At 66.9% G+C, this 17238-nt stretch carries 17 protein-coding genes; 5 read left to right on the top strand and 12 right to left on the bottom strand.

Annotated features, from left to right (window positions below; genetic code table 11):
- Window positions 1–114 precede the first annotated feature (114 nt).
- Window positions 115–732 carry a hypothetical protein gene (locus ACLP9N_RS00910; protein WP_442405629.1) on the top strand — a complete coding sequence of 206 codons (618 nt, stop codon included), beginning with the start codon at window positions 115–117 and terminating at the stop codon, window positions 730–732.
- Window positions 733–1379: 647 nt separating this feature from the next.
- Here the strand turns inward: ACLP9N_RS00910 and ACLP9N_RS00905 are convergent.
- The 4 genes from ACLP9N_RS00905 to eccCa are packed head-to-tail and all read right to left on the bottom strand — an operon-like array spanning window position 1380 to window position 7009.
- Window positions 1380–1682 (bottom strand): WXG100 family type VII secretion target, encoded by a 303-nt coding sequence (locus tag ACLP9N_RS00905; RefSeq protein ID WP_442405628.1) that lies wholly within the window; start codon window positions 1680–1682, stop codon window positions 1380–1382.
- 10 nt (window positions 1683–1692) lie between these two features.
- Window positions 1693–2010 (bottom strand): WXG100 family type VII secretion target, encoded by a 318-nt coding sequence (locus tag ACLP9N_RS00900; RefSeq protein WP_442405627.1) that lies wholly within the window; start codon window positions 2008–2010, stop codon window positions 1693–1695.
- 59 nt (window positions 2011–2069) lie between these two features.
- Window positions 2070–3302 carry a type VII secretion-associated protein gene (locus ACLP9N_RS00895; RefSeq protein ID WP_442405626.1) on the bottom strand — a complete coding sequence of 411 codons (1233 nt, stop codon included), beginning with the start codon at window positions 3300–3302 and terminating at the stop codon, window positions 2070–2072.
- Complete coding sequence (eccCa, locus tag ACLP9N_RS00890) at window positions 3299–7009, bottom strand: type VII secretion protein EccCa (RefSeq protein WP_442405625.1); 3711 nt, start codon at window positions 7007–7009, stop codon at window positions 3299–3301. Before eccCa ends, ACLP9N_RS00895 begins: the two co-directional genes overlap by 4 nt.
- A gap of 123 nt (window positions 7010–7132) precedes the next feature.
- Between eccCa and eccD the strand changes: the two genes are divergently transcribed.
- Both eccD and mycP read left to right on the top strand, forming a co-directional pair.
- A complete protein-coding gene (gene eccD, locus ACLP9N_RS00885) occupies window positions 7133–8497 on the top strand; it encodes a type VII secretion integral membrane protein EccD (protein ID WP_442405624.1) in 1365 nt (454 codons plus the stop codon).
- Entirely contained in the window at window positions 8494–9813 is a 1320-nt protein-coding gene (gene mycP / locus ACLP9N_RS00880) for a type VII secretion-associated serine protease mycosin (protein ID WP_442405623.1), read from the top strand. Before eccD ends, mycP begins: the two co-directional genes overlap by 4 nt.
- Here the strand turns inward: mycP and eccB are convergent.
- A complete protein-coding gene (gene eccB, locus ACLP9N_RS00875; RefSeq protein WP_442405622.1) occupies window positions 9769–11160 on the bottom strand; it encodes a type VII secretion protein EccB in 1392 nt (463 codons plus the stop codon). The genes mycP and eccB overlap by 45 nt on opposite strands.
- Before the next feature lie 241 nt (window positions 11161–11401).
- Here eccB and ACLP9N_RS00870 point away from each other — a divergent pair, with 241 nt between their 5' ends.
- Both ACLP9N_RS00870 and ACLP9N_RS00865 read left to right on the top strand, forming a co-directional pair.
- Window positions 11402–12259 carry a cutinase family protein gene (locus ACLP9N_RS00870; RefSeq protein WP_442405632.1) on the top strand — a complete coding sequence of 286 codons (858 nt, stop codon included), beginning with the start codon at window positions 11402–11404 and terminating at the stop codon, window positions 12257–12259.
- Between the two features lie 62 nt (window positions 12260–12321).
- Window positions 12322–12963: a cutinase family protein gene (locus tag ACLP9N_RS00865; RefSeq protein WP_442405621.1), complete on the top strand. Its 642-nt coding sequence runs from the start codon at window positions 12322–12324 to the stop codon at window positions 12961–12963.
- Between the two features lie 5 nt (window positions 12964–12968).
- Here ACLP9N_RS00865 and truA read toward each other — a convergent pair whose 3' ends face one another.
- The 7 genes from truA to rpmJ form a co-directional block, all read right to left on the bottom strand.
- Window positions 12969–13832 (bottom strand): tRNA pseudouridine(38-40) synthase TruA, encoded by an 864-nt coding sequence (gene truA / locus ACLP9N_RS00860; protein WP_442405631.1) that lies wholly within the window; start codon window positions 13830–13832, stop codon window positions 12969–12971.
- A complete protein-coding gene (gene rplQ, locus ACLP9N_RS00855; RefSeq protein WP_442405620.1) occupies window positions 13810–14379 on the bottom strand; it encodes a 50S ribosomal protein L17 in 570 nt (189 codons plus the stop codon). Before rplQ ends, truA begins: the two co-directional genes overlap by 23 nt.
- 88 nt (window positions 14380–14467) lie before the next feature.
- Window positions 14468–15511, bottom strand: coding sequence for a DNA-directed RNA polymerase subunit alpha (locus ACLP9N_RS00850; protein ID WP_442405619.1), 1044 nt, complete (start codon window positions 15509–15511; stop codon window positions 14468–14470).
- A gap of 85 nt (window positions 15512–15596) precedes the next feature.
- A complete protein-coding gene (gene rpsD / locus ACLP9N_RS00845; protein ID WP_442405618.1) occupies window positions 15597–16202 on the bottom strand; it encodes a 30S ribosomal protein S4 in 606 nt (201 codons plus the stop codon).
- 23 nt (window positions 16203–16225) lie between these two features.
- Window positions 16226–16645, bottom strand: coding sequence for a 30S ribosomal protein S11 (gene rpsK, locus ACLP9N_RS00840; protein WP_067101453.1), 420 nt, complete (start codon window positions 16643–16645; stop codon window positions 16226–16228).
- A gap of 6 nt (window positions 16646–16651) precedes the next feature.
- On the bottom strand, window positions 16652–17026 hold the full coding sequence (gene rpsM / locus ACLP9N_RS00835; RefSeq protein WP_442405617.1) for a 30S ribosomal protein S13: 375 nt from the start codon (window positions 17024–17026) through the stop codon (window positions 16652–16654).
- A gap of 157 nt (window positions 17027–17183) precedes the next feature.
- A partial coding sequence (rpmJ, locus tag ACLP9N_RS00830) for a 50S ribosomal protein L36 (RefSeq protein ID WP_442405630.1) occupies window positions 17184–17238 on the bottom strand: 55 nt, incomplete at its 5' end.

Below are 17238 nucleotides of genomic sequence, written 5' to 3'. Positions count from 1 at the left end.
GACACAACCCGCTGACCGGGCGCCTCACCGAACCCGAACCACAAAATTCAAGATCAACAAGCCAATCCGAAACCAGTCAGGCCACCACATCACCCGTACGAAAGATCCGGGCTAGTGAGCCTCGATCAACAGATAGCGGGCAAAATCACCACCGCGGTGGCCGGAATCCGCCACACGTTTCCGCAAAACCCGTCTTTCGGCACTCCGCCAAAAGACAGTCACGTCCGCGCCGTCGACAACCACACCTTCAAACAAGATCCAATACAGCCACCGCCGTACCCGATCGGTGAGGTGATCGCAGAAGCCACGGACCTAGATGGCAACCGGGTCGTCCTTCGACGTGGATACTACGACGCGAAGACTGGGTTGGGCTTCGGGTGGGACAAGGCCTACTGGAGGCACGGCGTAATCAACCCCAATGTGTTCAAAGATCTGATCTCACACCGTCGACCGATCAGCATCAACGACGGAGTCCTCGTCTATGAGGTGCCGATCAACCGTGCCCACTGCACCGAAGATCTATTCGGAATTGTCGATTGTGAGGACACTGGGGAGAGCGCAACGATGAGAATCGTGGCGGATACCAACGAGGGGAGTTCCGGCATTTCCGGCGGGGGACAGAAAGGGGTGATCACGATGTTTCCCCTCAAGGGGGGCAGCGGGGTGGTGGAAATAAAACCGAACTGGACGTGGACTCCGCCCTGGGTGAACAACAATGTGCCCATCAACTGAAGCCACCGACGCGCAAAACGCGTTCGCCGCAGATGTACTGCGGATCCTATTGCGCCACATCGCAAAGAACAACAACCAGGGGCGCTACACCTTTCTGGTCTCACATGCTTGGACCGAGGGGCCGGCGATATACCTGGTCTACAAAGCCCCCCCGTCTGACATCACCTTCGGGCTCGTGCGGGACACCCGGCAGTCGATCATCGACCCCGGCCCATGGCCGGACGTGGACGAGGCTGTGCTGTACTACTTTCTCCTCGATCTCGAGGGGATACAACCATCCGAGTTCTCCCGCCATCCAGGGGAACCCGGCACTATCGTTTGGCTCGGCGATTCGTGCGAAGGTTCCCCAGCGCGTGCGTCGGACATCCCCGATGTGTACCGGTATGCGCCAGCGCCAGGAGCGTCACCGGCAAAGCGGAGCCAGAATCAAGATCAGCCCGTGATTACCCAGCCTCGCCGGTATGGAAATCCACTATGAGCCCGCACGGTTTCTGGGCCGACCGTCTACTGGACCCTCCGATCGCGAGTTACGCAAACGCCTTGGGGCCGTAGGCAACCCCCCGACGCGGCCACCGATCGGCAAAATGACTGTGTGGTCCCAGCGGCTCTCCTCCACCGGGACCACACAGAGCCTGTTGGGCGTGCGGCTACCGTGCCCAGACGCCGGCGGCCCGGTGATCGGCGTCCGCCACCTCTCGCGTGCCATCGCGTACCGCATTTCCGAGGTCGACCAGAATCTCGTTGAGCGCCGTGGCCGCCTGGTGCCATTTCAGCTGCTCGGCTTGGTATGCGGCCGCCGCTTCACGGGTCCACAGCTGCTGCAACGGCGCGATTTGTGACCTCAACTCCTCCAGCGCGGCATTGAAGCGCGCCGACGTGTTGTGAATCTCCTGGCGAACGGAGTACTCGATTTCGCTGAAGTTGTAGGACAGCACCGGATCCACTGGCAATCCTCCTTAATCACAGGTGTCCGCCGGCGGCGGCGATGTGGTGTGCATGGTTCTCGCTGGCCTCCTGCAGCGCGGCCTCGTTGTACCGAATCGTTTCGGCGATGTCGTGCAGGACGTGGTAAAGCCGCATCGACTCGGTGTTCCAGCGCTCCACGACATCCTTGAATCGCAGGGCCGCGAGCCCACCCCACACCGAGGGCGGCACACTGCTCATGCGGCCGATGAATGCCTGCAGCATCGCCCGGATTTCTTCGTTTCGGGCGTCCGTCGTGCCCGCGACGGAACGCATCAGGTCGAAGTCGGTGCTCAGTGTGTTCGGTATAGCCATACCAAGTACGACGGCGCCTGTCCCGATTAGGTTCCATCCGATTCCTTACTCATGCTCATTCATTCCACCGCGTGGGCGGAGCGCACCGCCTGCTCGCACACATCGCGGACGGCGTCTTCACCACCCGGGCGGCTCTGGCATCCGACACTGATCCGCACCACTCCTTCGAGCAGCACCGTCCACCGCACCTGGTGTCCGGTGCGCACTTCGAGGTAGGTCACCGCGGGCCTTCCGGCGCTGGTTCCGTACGGGTTGAAGTCGATGAATACCCCGGCCGGCTCGGCGTCGAGGGCTCGTTTCAACCGCTCGGCCGTGCCACTGAGCGTTTCACCGGCAACCGGGGATTGGGTGACGTGCAACGCCACCTCGGGATCCGACGGCGACGTGACCTGTACCCGCGCCGAACCGGGTCCGCCGACCACACGCTGCGTGGGCCAGTTCGCGGGAACCGTCAGCGCCACCCGGCCTTCCACCAGAAATGTCGTCGGCGTCGTGTGCACGGCCGGCACCCCGTGCCGGCCCATCGTGGCCAGTGCGCCCACGGCCGGCACCGCCGCGACCACGACGACGCCGGCTGCCGCCAGCCAAGCCAGCCCCCGGGCGCGTGATCGGGAACCACGGGCACCGGCGGCGGACCGTGGCTTGTCGGAATCCGACCGGAGCTGCGACGCCCGCCGAGCCAGTTGCCGCAGCCGCGCGTCCTTGATTTCGGTTACCGTCTGCGCGCCGCCGTCGCGCACCGCGTCGGCGATCAACGTCGCGAGCGCTGCCGCCCCGGCGACCGTGTCCGGCGCGTCGATCAACACGACCGCCCGCGTCGTCGCAGCGATCAGACTCGCCACCTGGTCGGCGACGGTTGGCGGTTGCATCGTGCGCGGTACGGCGACCACCTCGGCAGCGGCGACCGCCACCAACCGGCCGGCGATCTCCACCACCACCGTCGCGTCCGGCCCGGTATCCGACCATGCCTGGGTCAACAGCCACGACCGCGGGTGCGCCTCTAGCTGATTGGGTCCCGGCGCGGCTGCGGTGACCACGCCGACGCGCGAGGGCGGCCACCACGAGGGATGGACGACGGTCAGCCCGTCGCCGCTCCCACAGTCCAGGGACCGCAGCACCGTTCGCCACAGCGAATCGACGGCGACCGGAGACCCGTCCACCAGCGCGACGCGATCATCTATCGCGTCCAGCGCCGCGGCGCACATCTCAGCGTCGACTACCGTGCCTGTGCCACAACACAACCGGCGGATGGTCCCTGGACCCACTTCGATGACTGTGCGGTGTGTGCTCACGGCGAGCTCCAGGCGACTTGCACACGCTGCTCGTCACCGGTACGGGTGACCAGAACACCGCGGCCCGGTGGCAGCGGTGCAGGGCGGACGGAGCCGAGCAGTGCTCCCTCGCCGCTACGCCCACTCATCATCAGCCCCATGCAGCCCAGGTCACGCAGGCCCGCGAGCAGCGGCTCGAATAAGGCGCGCGCCGCGCCACCGCTGCGCCGCGCCACGACGAGATGCAAGCCCAGATCCCGCGCGTACGGCAGGTATTCGAGCAGGGCCGACAGCGGATTTCCTGCCGGGGTGGCGACCAGGTCGTAGTCGTCGGCCACGATGTAGATGTCCGGTCCGGACCACCATGACCTGGAGCGCAATTGCGCCTGGCTCAGCTGTGGCGAGGGCATCCGTTGGCGCAGCCGATCAAGGACGTCGGGCAGCAACGCTTCAAGCGCGGCCGGCGACATGGCGTAGCCGCCAAGGTGTTCCGACTCGACGACACCGAGCAGGGTGCGCCGAAAGTCGACGATCAGCAGCTGGGCCTGACCGGCGGTCCTGGTGCGGGCGATCTCGCGGCACAGGGTTCGCAGCGTGGCGGTCTTTCCGCACTCGTTGTCACCGATAACCAACAGGTGCGCGTCATGCTCGAAATCGACTGCCACCGGCTGCAGCCGGCGCTCCTCGATGCCGAGCAGGATACCGGCGCCGAATGCGTTGCCCGCCCGCTGCACGACGGTGTCGTAGTCCACTCGCGTGGGCAGCAGCGGTATCCGGGGTGCGCCGGATTCACCGTGACGATGCGGGAGTTCGCCGCCGTCGATGGGCAGCGCGATCAGCATGTGCAGCCCCTCGCGGGAAAGGCCGCGGCCCGGTCTTCCGAGGGGCACCTGCCGGGCCTGCCTGCGGTCCAGTTCGGAATCGGCGGGGTCACCCAGGCGCAACTCAATGCGAGTGCCCAACTGGTCCTTCAGCGACGGCCTGATCTCCGCCCACCGCGACGCCGACAACACCACATGCACGCCGAATGAAAGCCCCTGCACCGCAAGGGTGGTGATCGACTCCTCGATCCCCTCAAACTCATGACGTACGCCGGCCCAACCGTCGACGACGAGGAACACGTCGCCGAACGGGTCGGGGTCCGACGCCGCGGGGCGCTCCGCTCGTTGCCGGCGGTACCGGGCGATCGATTCGACGTGGTGCTCGCGGAACAACGCCTCCCGCGATCGCACGACCGACTCCAGCTCGGCGATCATGCGGACGACCAGCTGCGGCTCGGCCCTGCCGGCGACCGCACCCACATGTGGCAGTGTGTGCAGCGAGGCCAGGGCCCCGCCGCCGAAGTCCAGGCAGTAGAACTGCACCTGCGCCGCATCGTGGGTCGCCGCCAGCGCGGTGATCACCGTGCGCAGTGCCGTCGACTTGCCCGATTGAGGCGCACCGACAATCGCGACGTTGCCTGCGGCTCCGGATAACTCGACCATCAACGGTGTTCTGCATTGCTCGAGCGGCCGGTCCACGATGCCGATGGGCACGGTCAGGCCGGCCGGCCCGGGTCCCGCGTGACGTAACAGGGTGTCCAGCGCCGGTGACTCTTGCAACGGCGGCAGCCAGACTTGATGCGCGTGCGGCCCCTGCCCCGACACTCGGTCCAGGACCGCCTGCAGGACGCTACGCTCCGACGCCCCGCCGGCCGCAGGCGCAACCGGGCCCATGTTTCGCGAGGTAAAAAGTCGCGCGGTCCGTGGCGCCTGCACCGATGCCGACATGCCGCCCTGCAGGCGTCCCGAAACGAATGCGGCCTGAAAGCGAATCGGCTCGCCCGTCGAAGAGCGCAGGAAACCCGCCCCCGGCGTGTTCGGCAAGTGATATGCGTCCAGTGTTCCCAGAACGGTGCGTGATTCGCTGGCAGACAACGTTTTCAGACATACCCGATACGACAGGTGCGCTTCCAATCCGCGCAGCCGTCCCTCGTCGAGCCGCTGACTGGCCAGCAACAGATGCATACCCAGCGACCGGCCCAGCCGGCCGATCGCCACGAACATGTCGGCGAAATCGGGATGCTGGCTGAGCAGTTCGGAAAACTCGTCGACAACGATGAACAAGGTCGGCAGCGCCCTCAATGCACTGCCCGCCAGGCGCGCGCGCTCGTACGCGGCGACACCGGCACAGCCCGCCGCCCGCAGCAGCTGTTGCCGACGGTTCATCTCACCGGCTAACGCGTCACGCATCCGGGCGACCAGCGGCGCCTCCTCGGCCAGGTTGGTGATGACCGCGGCCACGTGCGGCGACCGCGCCAAGTCGAGAAATGTTGCACCACCCTTGAAGTCGATGAGCAGTAGGTTGAGCACCTCCGGCGAGTTGCGTGCCATCATGCCCAGCGCGATGGTCCGCAGCAGTTCAGACTTGCCTGACCCGGTGGCGCCCACGCAGAGCCCGTGTGGACCCATGCCGTTTTCGGCGGGCTCCTTGATGTCCAGCTCAAGCAGCGCACCGTCGGCAGTGGTCCCGATCGGTGCGCGTAGCCGATCGCCCTGGTTTTTGTTGCGCCACAACGTGCTCGGGTCGAATGATCTGACGTCGTCGATCCCGACCAGAGTCGGCCAGCCGGCCGCCGCGCCCATTTCCCCGACGCGTTGGCCGGCCAGCCGTTGCGCACACACCAACGCATCGACAAGAGCCAGCTGGTCAGGACGCACCAACGCGTCAGCCGCCTCAGGGTGCCTGATCGTCAACGGTGCTCCTTCGCGGCCGGTGCCGACCTCCAGAGTGGTCACGGCCTCAATCACGGTCACGGGCTCGGCGCGCTCGTCCAGGTCGGCGACCACCACCACGTGCGGCCCCACTAGACCAGCCAGCGCACTGACCGCGTCCGCCCGGGTGGGATACACCATGCGTGCGCGGCCCAGGGCATCGATAGCGCTGCGATGCCGATTGTGCGGCAACCATTTCAGCCATTCCCAGTGGGCTCGATTGCGGTCAGTGATCGCCCCGATGATTACCAACTGGTCGGGTGCGTGCCGCACCGCCAGCTGGCAGATCATCGCGCGCAGCAGCGCCCGCACCTGAGCCGGATCGCCGTCGATCGTCACGGTCGCACTTCCACGCAACCCGATGGTGATCGGCGCGTCCCCGATCGTCGAGTGTGCGTCCAGGAAACGCTGCAGCGCCGCGGCGGTGACCGGATCTGACCGCTCGACGGGCGGGGTGTCCGGGGCCACCAAACGAGTGGCGAGGGGCCGGGTTCCCAGCCCGACGCGGACAAGACAGAAGTCGGAGTCGTCGGCTCGCCGGTTCCACATTCGTGGGCCGCCGATCAGCGTCCACAGCGCTTCGGGCTCGGGATGGTCGGTGCTCAGTGACACGCGTTGTGCCACAGCGATTTCCGTGACGGTTTTACGCAAACCGTCCAGGTAGCCGAGGTATTCGGTGCGGTCGGCGTCGATCCCGCCGCCCCGCCGGCTGTGACGTCCGTTCACCGCAGTGACCACCATCGAAACCAGCATCATCGCCGGGAATGCCAGAAACATGGGATTGCGGCTGACGGCCGATCCCGACAGGAAGGTCGCCGCCATGACGCCCACGGTCGTAACGGACACGACGACGGGCAGCAGGCGCACCAGCGCGCTGGGTGACGCCGGCCCCGGCAGTTCGGGAGGCGCAACCACCGCGATGTCGGCAGCCGGGACCGCCGGCGGCAGTTCCGCAGTAGCGTTGGGCCTTCCCACGGTTGCAAGACGCTAGCAGTACCGGAACCGGCGGCAAGTCACCTGTGGACAGCCGGATACCGGGGCGGCGAAGAAGCGCTACCGTGCTGCCAATCCGAGTCTGAAACCGAGTCCAAGGGCCCAATGTTGTCTGCATCCGATCCGGGGCTGCGCCGGGTCTCAGTCCACGCCGGCACCGCCGTCGTCGACCTGGTCCTCCCGGCCGCCATGCCCGTAGCGACCCTGATCCCGTCGATCATCGACATCCTGGATGACTGCGGCGCCGACAGGTCCGGCGATCGGCCAGCTAACGCATACCGGCTGTCTCGTCCGGGAGCGCCGGCTCTGCACGCGTCGACGACGTTGGCGCAGAACGATATCCGCGACGGCGCGGTTCTGATCTTGAGTCAGTCCGGCGCCGAACTACCCGCTCCCCGCTGTGACGATGTGGCCGAGGCCGTGGCAACCACGCTCGACGCGGACTCTCGCCCGTGGACCAGGCGAGCGGCCCGGCTCACCGCCGCCGTTGCGGGGAGCTTTTTCACCGGTATCGGTGGCCTAACACTCATTCGAAACACCCTCAGCGACACCACTACCCGTCACGTCGGCGCCACCGCCGTGATCGCGGCCATGGCCGCACTTATCGCCCTGCTGATAGCGCACCGGGCCGCTCGGGACCCCATCGCCGGGCTCACCCTGAGCCTGGTCGCTTCCGCGTTTGCCGCGCTCGCCGGCTTCATGGCGGTTCCGGGGGCTTCCGGTGCCCCCAACATGCTGCTGGCCGCGATGGCGGCGGCCGTCACATCGGTGTTGGCAATACGGATAACGGGCCGCGGCGTCGTCACACTGACCGCGGTCTCGTGCTTCGCGATGATCGCGGCTGCGTCCGCCTTGGCGGCTGCGATCACCGCGGCCCCGCTGCGCACCATCGCTTCGATATCCGTGCTGGTATCCCTTGGCCTCCTGGGGATCGCGGGCCGGATCTCCATCGTGCTGGCCGGGTTGTCGCCACAGCTGTCGGACGACGCTTGTCTGATCACCAGGGCGATCCGTGCCGACGCCTGGTTGACCAGCCTGCTCGCCGCGTTCTCGTCGTCAGCCGCCGTCGCTGCCATCGTTACCGCGGCCGCAGCACGGGGCTCCGGCGCGCCGCGGTCCGGCTGTATCGCCTTCGCGGCCGTCACCGGCGCGCTGCTGCTGCTGCGTGCACGGTCGGCATACGCCAAAACAACGCTGGTGTTCGTCATCAGTGGAATCGTCACTATTGGAACAACATTCGCAGTCTGCGCGGCCGGAGAGCCGGGTCGCGGCCCATGGATAGTCGCGGTCACGGCGATGCTGGTCGCCGCGACGGTCTACGTGGACTTCGTGGCCCCCGTGATGTCGCCGTCACCCGTGCTACGCCGGTGCGTTGAGTTGTCGGAATATCTGGCGTTGGTCGCGATGGCGCCCCTGGCCTGTTGGATATGCGGTTTCTATAGCGCCTTTCGCGCACTGAACTCGGCATGAGGAACTCACGCGTCGTTCGCTTGCTGGTGGTATCGGCCTTCGCCGCGCTGTTTCAGCTCGGAACGCCGTCGGCGCAAGCGGTTTCACCACCGCCGATCGACCAGCGGTGGCTGCCCGAACCGGCGGCGCCGGCGCCACCGCAGCCGACCGTGCAACGCGAGGTGTGCGCTGCGATGAGTCCGAGCCCCGCGGTGCCCGGGCAGAGTCCTGATCAGTTCGCAGACCTCGGCCTGCCGCAGGTCTGGCAACTTAGCCGCGGCGCGGGCCAACGAGTGGCGGTCATCGACACGGGTATTTCCCGACACCAGCGACTGCCCAATGTAGTGCCCGGAGGCGACTACGTTTCCACCGGCGACGGTACCCAGGATTGCGATGCGCACGGCACCTTGGTGGCCGGAATCATCGCTGCCGTGGCGGATTCCAAAGCCGATGGCTTCAGCGGTCTGGCGCCCGATGTCACCTTGATCAGCATCCGCCAGTCCAGTGCCAAGTTCGCGCCAGCTGACCGGTCCGGCGCCGGGGTCGGCGACGTGGAAACCATGGCGAAAGCCGTCCGGACCGCCGCCGATCTCGGCGCTTCGGTGATCAACATTTCGTCGGTCGCCTGCGTTCCCGCCGCGACGGTGCTCGACGACCGCGCACTGGGCGCCGCCCTGGCCTACGCGGTCGATGTCAAGAATGCCGTCGTCGTGGCGCCTGCTGGAAATACAGCCGGCAACACGCAGTGTCCCGCTCAGCAGCCCGACGCAACCTGGGAGAAGGTCACAGTCGCGGTCAGTCCAGCCTGGTACGACGATTACGTGCTGACCGTCGGCTCGGTGAACGCCGAAGGCACGCCATCGGCATTCACCCTCGCCGGACCCTGGGTGGATGTCGCAGCGACCGGCGAGGGGGTGACTGTATTCGGTTCAGGCCCGCTATCGGGCACCAGTTACGCCGCGCCGGTTGTCAGCGGACTGGCCGCACTGATCCGCGCCCGGTTCCCGACGTGGACCGCGCGGCAGGTGATGCAGCGTATCGAGTCGACCGCGCATCATCCGCCGGCCGGGTGGGATCCGTTCGTCGGCAACGGCACGGTCGACGCCCTGGCCGCTGTCAGCACCGACTCGGCCCGCGCCACCACCTCCACACCGCGCACCCCACCGGTTGCGGTCACCACCCCGCCGCCACCCCTACATTCAAGACCGCCGGACGGTCACGTTCGCGTGACCGCGTTGCGCGGTGCGGCGATCGGCCTGGCCGCGCTGGTGGCGGCGCTATTTTCACTGCGGCTACGGAGCCCTCGGGGGCCCCGCGACACCGTCCCGGGCGACTGACGCGTTCGCCCGGCTCAGCTCCGGTCCGGCCGGCAGCGCCGCCAGCATCGGCCACGGGGCCGGCAGCGCCACCCCCGGCAACCCGAGGTTATGCGCCGCCTCGTCGTCGTGGATTGCGAACCGCACCCCGGTGTCCGTGACGAGGTATCGCGTGCCGATTCGGCCATTCGCCCGCACATAGGCGCTGCGTCCAGGCGCAAGGTAGACGGCATCCAGCGCCGGACCGGCGCCGTCGGCTTGGGCCAAGGTCACCGGCAGTTGGCCGGCGGGCACTGGCAGTCCGGTGCCCGTCAGGAACGCGACGCCGTCGGATCGCCCAGGCGCCCAGGTCGCGCAATAGGTGGTATCGCCGCCATCAGCCGCTGCCGGAGCCCGATCGGGAAAGGTGGACACCGGCAGGGTGTTGGCGACCGGAGTGGCCCGGATCACATCGGGTGCCACCGGGATCACGTTGGCGGTGTGCTGTGAGTCGCTGAAGCGCAACAAGTCCGCCGCTACTTGGCCGATGCGCTGAACGCCGGCGGTCAGCACGACGTAATACTCGTCACCGTCGCCGCGGGTGATGCGCAGCACACCGCCGACCGTAAAACCGGGTAGCCCGCTCGCTGCACCGCCTGCGCCGCGGATCCGTGGAGCGGTGATCGCCGGCGCTTCCGGCACGGCGTTCAGCAAAGCCTGCGAGACGATGTGGGGCACGCGGTCCTCCAGCCTGAGCGCACGCACAACCGCGGCGTCAGCGAGATCGACCACAGCGCGCCGCCCGTTGTAGAGCAGATAAGCCGGCGAACCGGACCCGGCGGCAACCAGGATGGCCCGGTCGGGAGCCAGGCGACGGACCGACGATTCGTCGGTGCGCCCGATGACGATCGTCGTCGCCGCGTTGCCGTCCGTGTCGCAGATCGTCCAGGCTGCGTCATCGCCGGCCAGCGGCTGGCTGAGAAGCTGCGGTGCACCCGGAATGCCCAGCAGTGGACCGCGTTTGGTGCGCCCCAATTCGGACTCGGGCACCGGCTGCGGGTTGGCGTCCGTGGCCGCGATCAACCGCGCCGAGGCCAGGTTCAGTGCCGGATGCCAGGTATCGCCGACTCGCACGTACAGCGCTCCGGATTCGCGACCCATCACGATCTGCGCGCGATCCAGCGCCACCTGCGGCCGCAGCAAAGCTGCCATCCCGCATCCCAGCAAGGCGGCGCTGGCCAGCACACACCCCAGCGCCAATGATGCCGTGTGTGCGCGCAGCCGCTCGTTGGCGGTACCGACATCCCTGCGCAGCAACGCACACTCGAGGCGGCGAATGAGAAATCGATGACCGCTGACGTGCAGCCAGGTTGTCGGTTGGCGCGGCAATCGACGGTTCAAAATCCTCCCCGGAAATTTGTCGAATCCGTATACCGCTGTATCTCGAAGTCAGGTTAAGCCGCACGCCGACAGCGCTGTGACACTCTATCCACAGCTCAGCGGCGTTTCGTTGTGCCTGGTAACGGGTAAAATTCGGGGCGTGATTTCACACCGCTTACTTGGCGCTCAGGCCCCTCGGGCGGGCAGCGCGCGGTCAGTAGGCCGCTGGGTCGGCCTCGGCGCTTCCGCACTGGTCACCGCTACCGGCTTGTTGGTCACCCCTGCCGCGACGCCATTCTCAGCGGTGGCATCCGCCGACGACTGCCCGGACGTCGAGGTTATCTTCGCCCGCGGCACCAACGAGCCCCCCGGCCTCGGCAAGGTGGGCGACGCCTTCGTCGACTCGCTGCGCCAGCAAACCGGCGGCCTGAACATCGACACCTACGGGGTGAACTACGCCGCCAGCAAGCTGCAGCTGCATGGTGGTGACGGCGCCAACGACACGATCAATCGCGTCAAGCAGGCGGTGGCGAAGTGCCCGAACACCAAGATCGTGTTGGGCGGTTACTCGCAGGGCGCGTCCGTGATGGACATCGTGGCCGGCGTGCCTATCGGCGGCATCAGCTGGGGCAGTTCGCTACCACCGGAGTTGGCGAGCCACGTCATGGCGGTTGCCACGTTCGGCGACGTGGCCGACCGCGCCGGCGGATCGCTGCCCACCCAGAGCGCGATGTTCGGGTCCAAGGCGATCGACCTGTGCAACCCAAACGACCCGATCTGCCACGCGGGCCCCGGCAACGAATGGGAGGGACACACCGAGGGCTATGTCCCCGTGTACACCACCCAGGCAGCGGCTTTCGTCGCGTCCAGGCTGTTGGCCGGAACCGGCCAGCAGGTGCCGGGGTACGGACCACCGATACAGGGATACGGTCCCCAAACGCCCGGGTTGCCCGTCTACGGTCCCCAGACTCCTGGGTACGGCCCCCAGACTCCTGGGTACGGCCCCCAGACGCCCGGATACGCGCCGCAGACGCCCGCGCCCGGGTCTGGCCCCGATGTACACGGGCCCACCACGCCCGATCCCGGGTTGGTCACCGCGGTTCACTGACGACGTCGGTGAACCCGTTCAGGTTTGGCAACACGTCACATCCCGCAAAACGTTTAGCCGGTTTGGCGGCGGCCGGGTCGCTGGCGGCGGCGTTGGTGATTGCCCCGGCGCTGGCACCGTTTCCCACGTCGGCGCCGATTCCGTCGGCATCGGCGGCGTGCCCGGGCGCCGAAGTGGTTTTCGCCCGGGGCCGAGAAGAGCCGCCCGGCCTCGGTCTGGTCGGCGACGCGCTCGTCAACTCGCTGCGGTCCAAAGTGCACATGCCGGTTGGCTCCTACGGCGTGAACTATCCCGCTGACGTCGACCCGGCCAAGGGCGCCAACGACATGAGCGCCCACGTCCAATCCATGGCCAAAAGTTGCCCGAACACCCGCGAGGTGCTCGGCGGCTATTCGCTGGGCGCCGCCGCGGCCGACCTGGTGATCGCGGCGACCAAACCGGGTTTCGGGTTCACCAACCCGCTGCCGCCTGGTGTGGATCAACACGTCGCGGCGGTCACGTTGTTCGGCAACGGCACCAAGCGCATTCTGGGCCCGGTACCCGATTTCAGCCCCGCATTCGCCGGAAAGACGATCGAAGAGTGCGCGGCCGGCGACCCGATCTGTTCGGGTGGCGCGGCGCAATGGTCGTCACACCTGCAACCCGCGTACATCGACTCCGGACTGGTGGATCAGGCCGCCAACTTCGTCGCCGGCAGGCTGTAGTCGCCTCAGTCGCGCGAGCGCAGATCCCGGGTGATCAAGACCCGCGACGCGAGCTCGTTATCCGGTGGATAGTCCACACCGATCAGCGTCAATCCGTGCGCCGGCGCCGCCGCGAAATCACTGGAACGGTCTGTCGCAGTGAGCAACTCACGACACCATGCGGCCGTACGCCGGAGTTCCCCGACGGCCAGCAGCGCCCCGACCAGGGACCTCACCATCGACCAGCAGAACGCGTCGGCGGTGACGTGCGCGGTGACCACGTCGCCGTCGCGCGACCAGTCCAGCCGCTGCAGATCGCGAATCGTGGTGGCACCGTCGCGGCGACGGCAAAACGCTGCGAAGTCGTGCAATCCCAGCAGTTCTCGCGACGCGACCGTCATCGCATCCACGTCCAGGGGACGCGGCCAGGCGGTGATGTAGCGCGCCAGCTGCGGAACCACGCCGTAGGGAGCGGTCGACAACCGGTACTGGTAATGACGCCGCAGGGCCGAGAACCGGGAGTCGAAACCCGCTGGCGCCCGCGCGATCTCGAGGACCCGGACGTCGGCGGGCAAGAACCCGCCGAGACGCCGCACCAGCGGCAGAAACTCCGGATCGTGGGGACGAGGCGAGCGCGCGTAGGCGTTCGGCAGGGCATCGGCGGGCACATCGGCGTGGGCCACCTGCCCGGTGGCGTGCACACCCGCATCGGTACGCCCGGCCGCATGCAGCCGCACCGGCGTGCGGAATACGGTCGTCAACGCCTCATCGAGGACGCCGGCGACCGTGCGCTGCCCGGCTTGGACCGCCCAGCCCGCGAAATCGGTTCCGTCATAGGCGATGTCGAGCCGAAGACGGACGTCTTCGCTAATTCTCGGGCGCCTCTTCAGGCTCCTCGGCCTGGGCCTCCTCGGTGGCCTCCACCTTTTCGTCGACGGCTTCGGGGACGGCTTCGGGCTCCGCCTCGACTTCAGCCTCGGCGACCTCAGCCTCAGCGGGTTCCGGAGCCGGCGCAGCGGCGGGTGCCGCCTTCTTCGAGGCTTTCACCCGACGCGCCCTGTCGGCCTCCGACGTCACCGTCTTCTCCCGCACCAGCTCGATCACGGCCATCGGGGCGTTGTCGCCCTTGCGCGCCTCAACCTTGATGATGCGGGTGTAGCCGCCGTCGCGGTCGGCGAAGAACGGCCCGATCTCGGCGAACAAGGCGTGCACCACGTCCTTGTCACGGATCTTCTTGAGCACCTCGCGACGGTTGTGCAGCGTGCCCTTCTTGGCGTGGGTGATCAGCTTCTCCGCGTAGGGCCGCAACGCCCGCGCCTTCGGCTCGGTCGTCTTGATCCGGCCGTGCTCGAACAGCGACGTGGCGAGGTTGGCCAGAATGGCCTTCTGGTGCGAAGACCCCCCGCCGAGGCGAGGACCCTTGGTGGGCTTGGGCATTGCTGACGCTCCTGTCTTACGGTCGCTGACTCTAATTCTCCGGCTCCTCAGCAGGCCGCTAACGGCCCGCATCGTCACCGGAGGCTAGTTAAAGCTGTTCGGTTTCGGCGTAGTCCTGGTCGTCGTAGGCACCGTCGGTGGACCAGGTGCCGGTGGCGACGTCGTAGCCCGCAACCTCCGACGGGTCGAAGGTCGGCGGGCTGTCCTTCAGCGACAGACCCAGCTGGTGCAGCTTGACCTTCACCTCGTCGATGGACTTCTGCCCGAAGTTGCGGATGTCGAGCAGGTCGGACTCCGTGCGGCTCACCAGCTCACCGACCGTGTGCACACCCTCGCGCTTGAGGCAGTTGTACGACCGCACGGTCAGATCCAGGTCGTCGATCGGCAGCGCGAACGACGCGATGTGGTCGGCCTCGGCCGGTGACGGCCCGATCTCGATGCCCTCGGCCTCGACGTTGAGTTCGCGTGCCAGGCCGAACAATTCGACCAGCGTCTTGCCCGCCGACGCCAGCGCGTCGCGCGGGGTGATCGAACTCTTGGTCTCCACGTCGAGGATCAGCTTGTCGAAGTCGGTGCGCTGCTCGACGCGGGTGGCGTCCACCTTGTAGGTCACCTTGAGCACCGGCGAGTAGATGGAATCGACTGGGATGCGGCCGATTTCGGCACCCGAAGCCCGGTTCTGCACCGCCGGAACGTAGCCACGGCCACGCTCGACGACGAGCTCCACTTCGAGCTTGCCCTTGTCGTTCAGCGTCGCGATGTGCATGCCGGGGTTGTGCACGGTGACGCCGGCGGGCGGCACGATGTCACCGGCGGTGACCTCACCCGGACCTTGCTTGCGCAGGTACATCGTGACGGGCTCGTCCTCCTCGGACGACACCACGAGACCCTTGAGGTTCAGGATGATGTCGGTGACGTCTTCTTTGACGCCGGGCACGGTGGTGAACTCGTGCAGCACACCGTCGATGCGAATGCTGGTGACGGCCGCGCCGGGAATCGACGACAGCAGCGTCCGACGCAGCGAATTGCCCAGTGTATAACCGAATCCCGGCTCCAACGGTTCGATGACGAACTGAGACCGGCTGTCGGTGAGGATGTCCTCGGACAGTGTGGGCCGCTGTGAGATCAGCATGGTGTTTCTTCTTCTCCTTCTCGGCACCCGCTATTTGATGCCGTTGGGTGCCCGCCGCTGCGGATGCAGTGGCGGAAGTCTGGGGTTACTTCGAGTAGTACTCGACGATCAGCTGCTCGGTGAGCGGCACGTCGATCTGCGTGCGCTCGGGCAACTGGTGGATCAGGATGCGTTGCCGCTCCCCCACCACCTGCAGCCAGCTCGGAAGCGGGCGGTCGCCCGCCGTCTCCCGCGCGATCTGGAACGGCACCGTGTTCAACGACGTATCCCGCACGTCGATGATGTCGTACTGCGACACCCGGTAGCTGGGGACGTTGACGTGCACGCCATTGACGCTGAAGTGCCCGTGGCTGACGAGCTGACGGGCCATCCGGCGGGTGCGCGCCAGACCGGCGCGGTACACGACGTTGTCGAGGCGGCTTTCCAGGATCTGCAGCAGGTTCTCACCGGTCTTGCCGGTGTGACGAACGGCCTCTTCGTAGTAGCGACGGAACTGCTTTTCCATCACGCCGTAGGTGAAGCGAGCCTTCTGCTTCTCCTGCAGCTGCAGCAGGTATTCGCTTTCCTTGATCCGCGCGCGACCGTGCTGGCCGGGCGGGTAGGGACGCTTCTCGAAGGCCTGGTCGCCACCGACGAGGTCGGTGCGCAGCCGGAGCGATTTGCGCGTGATGGGTCCGGTATAACGAGCCATAAGTTATCTCCTCCTAGACCCTTCTAAACTCTTCTGCGCTTGGGCGGCCGGCAGCCGTTGTGCGGCTGGGGGGTGACATCGGAGATCGCGCCGACCTCCAGGCCCGCGGCCTGCAGTGACCGGATCGCGGTCTCCCGGCCCGAGCCCGGGCCCTTCACGAACACGTCGACCTTTTTCACGCCGTGCTCCTGGGCCTTGCGTGCGGCGTTCTCGGCGGCCAGCTGCGCGGCGAACGGCGTCGATTTCCGCGAGCCTTTGAAGCCGACGTGACCCGACGACGCCCAGGCGATGACATTGCCCTGCGGGTCGGTGATCGTCACGATCGTGTTGTTGAAGGTGCTCTTGATGTGGGCGGCACCGTGCGGGATGTTCTTCTTTTCCCGCCTGCGGGTCTTTTGGCCCTTCTTGGGCGCCGCCGCGCCTGCCTTCTTTGCTGGTGGCATCGGGGGTTACCTGGCCTTCTTCTTGCCTGCGATGGTGCGCTTGGGGCCCTTGCGGGTCCGCGCGTTGGTCTTTGTCCGCTGACCGCGCACCGGCAGGCCGCGGCGGTGCCGCAGACCCTGGTAGCAGCCGATCTCGATCTTGCGGCGGATGTCGGCCTGCGTCTCGCGGCGAAGGTCACCCTCCACCTTCAGGTTCGCTTCGATGTAATCGCGCAGGTGCGTCACCTGGTCGTCGGTGAGATCCCTGGTGCGCAGGTCCTTGTCGATGCCGGTGGCCGCCAGAATCTCGTTCGAGCGGGTACGGCCGATGCCGAAAATGTAGGTCAGGGCGATCTCCATCCGCTTGTCGCGCGGTAGATCGACGCCGACTAGTCGAGCCATAGGTGGCGTTTCCTCTTATCTCATGCGAAGGTCTGATCCCAGTCCGTTCCCGCCTGCTTGCGGGGCCCGGCCTCCGTCCGGGCGTGGATGAGCGGCGTATCCGCTCATTGGTGCTGGGAGGTCTGCATTCAGTTGTGTAGGTGCGCGACCGGCCTGCTTAGCCTTGTCGCTGCTTGTGGCGCGGGTCGGAGCAGATCACCATGACCCGTCCG

It is taken from the genome of Mycobacterium sp. (assembly GCF_052144515.1).
Classification (GTDB): Bacteria; Actinomycetota; Actinomycetes; order Mycobacteriales; family Mycobacteriaceae; genus Mycobacterium.
This window is presented reverse-complemented; position numbering and strand designations above follow the sequence as displayed.

Excerpts from the sequence above, each read along its gene's own strand:
- eccD (WP_442405624.1), top strand. The coding sequence starts at position 7,133 with ATGTTGTCTGCATCCGATCCGGGGCTGCGCCGGGTCTCAGTCCACGCC.
- rpsD (WP_442405618.1), bottom strand. The coding sequence starts at position 16,202 with ATGGCTCGTTATACCGGACCCATCACGCGCAAATCGCTCCGGCTGCGC.
- mycP (WP_442405623.1), top strand. The coding sequence starts at position 8,494 with ATGAGGAACTCACGCGTCGTTCGCTTGCTGGTGGTATCGGCCTTCGCC.
- ACLP9N_RS00900 (WP_442405627.1), bottom strand. The coding sequence starts at position 2,010 with ATGGCTATACCGAACACACTGAGCACCGACTTCGACCTGATGCGTTCC.
- rpsK (WP_067101453.1), bottom strand. The coding sequence starts at position 16,645 with ATGCCACCAGCAAAGAAGGCAGGCGCGGCGGCGCCCAAGAAGGGCCAA.
- rpsM (WP_442405617.1), bottom strand. The coding sequence starts at position 17,026 with ATGGCTCGACTAGTCGGCGTCGATCTACCGCGCGACAAGCGGATGGAG.
- rplQ (WP_442405620.1), bottom strand. The coding sequence starts at position 14,379 with ATGCCCAAGCCCACCAAGGGTCCTCGCCTCGGCGGGGGGTCTTCGCAC.
- ACLP9N_RS00850 (WP_442405619.1), bottom strand. The coding sequence starts at position 15,511 with ATGCTGATCTCACAGCGGCCCACACTGTCCGAGGACATCCTCACCGAC.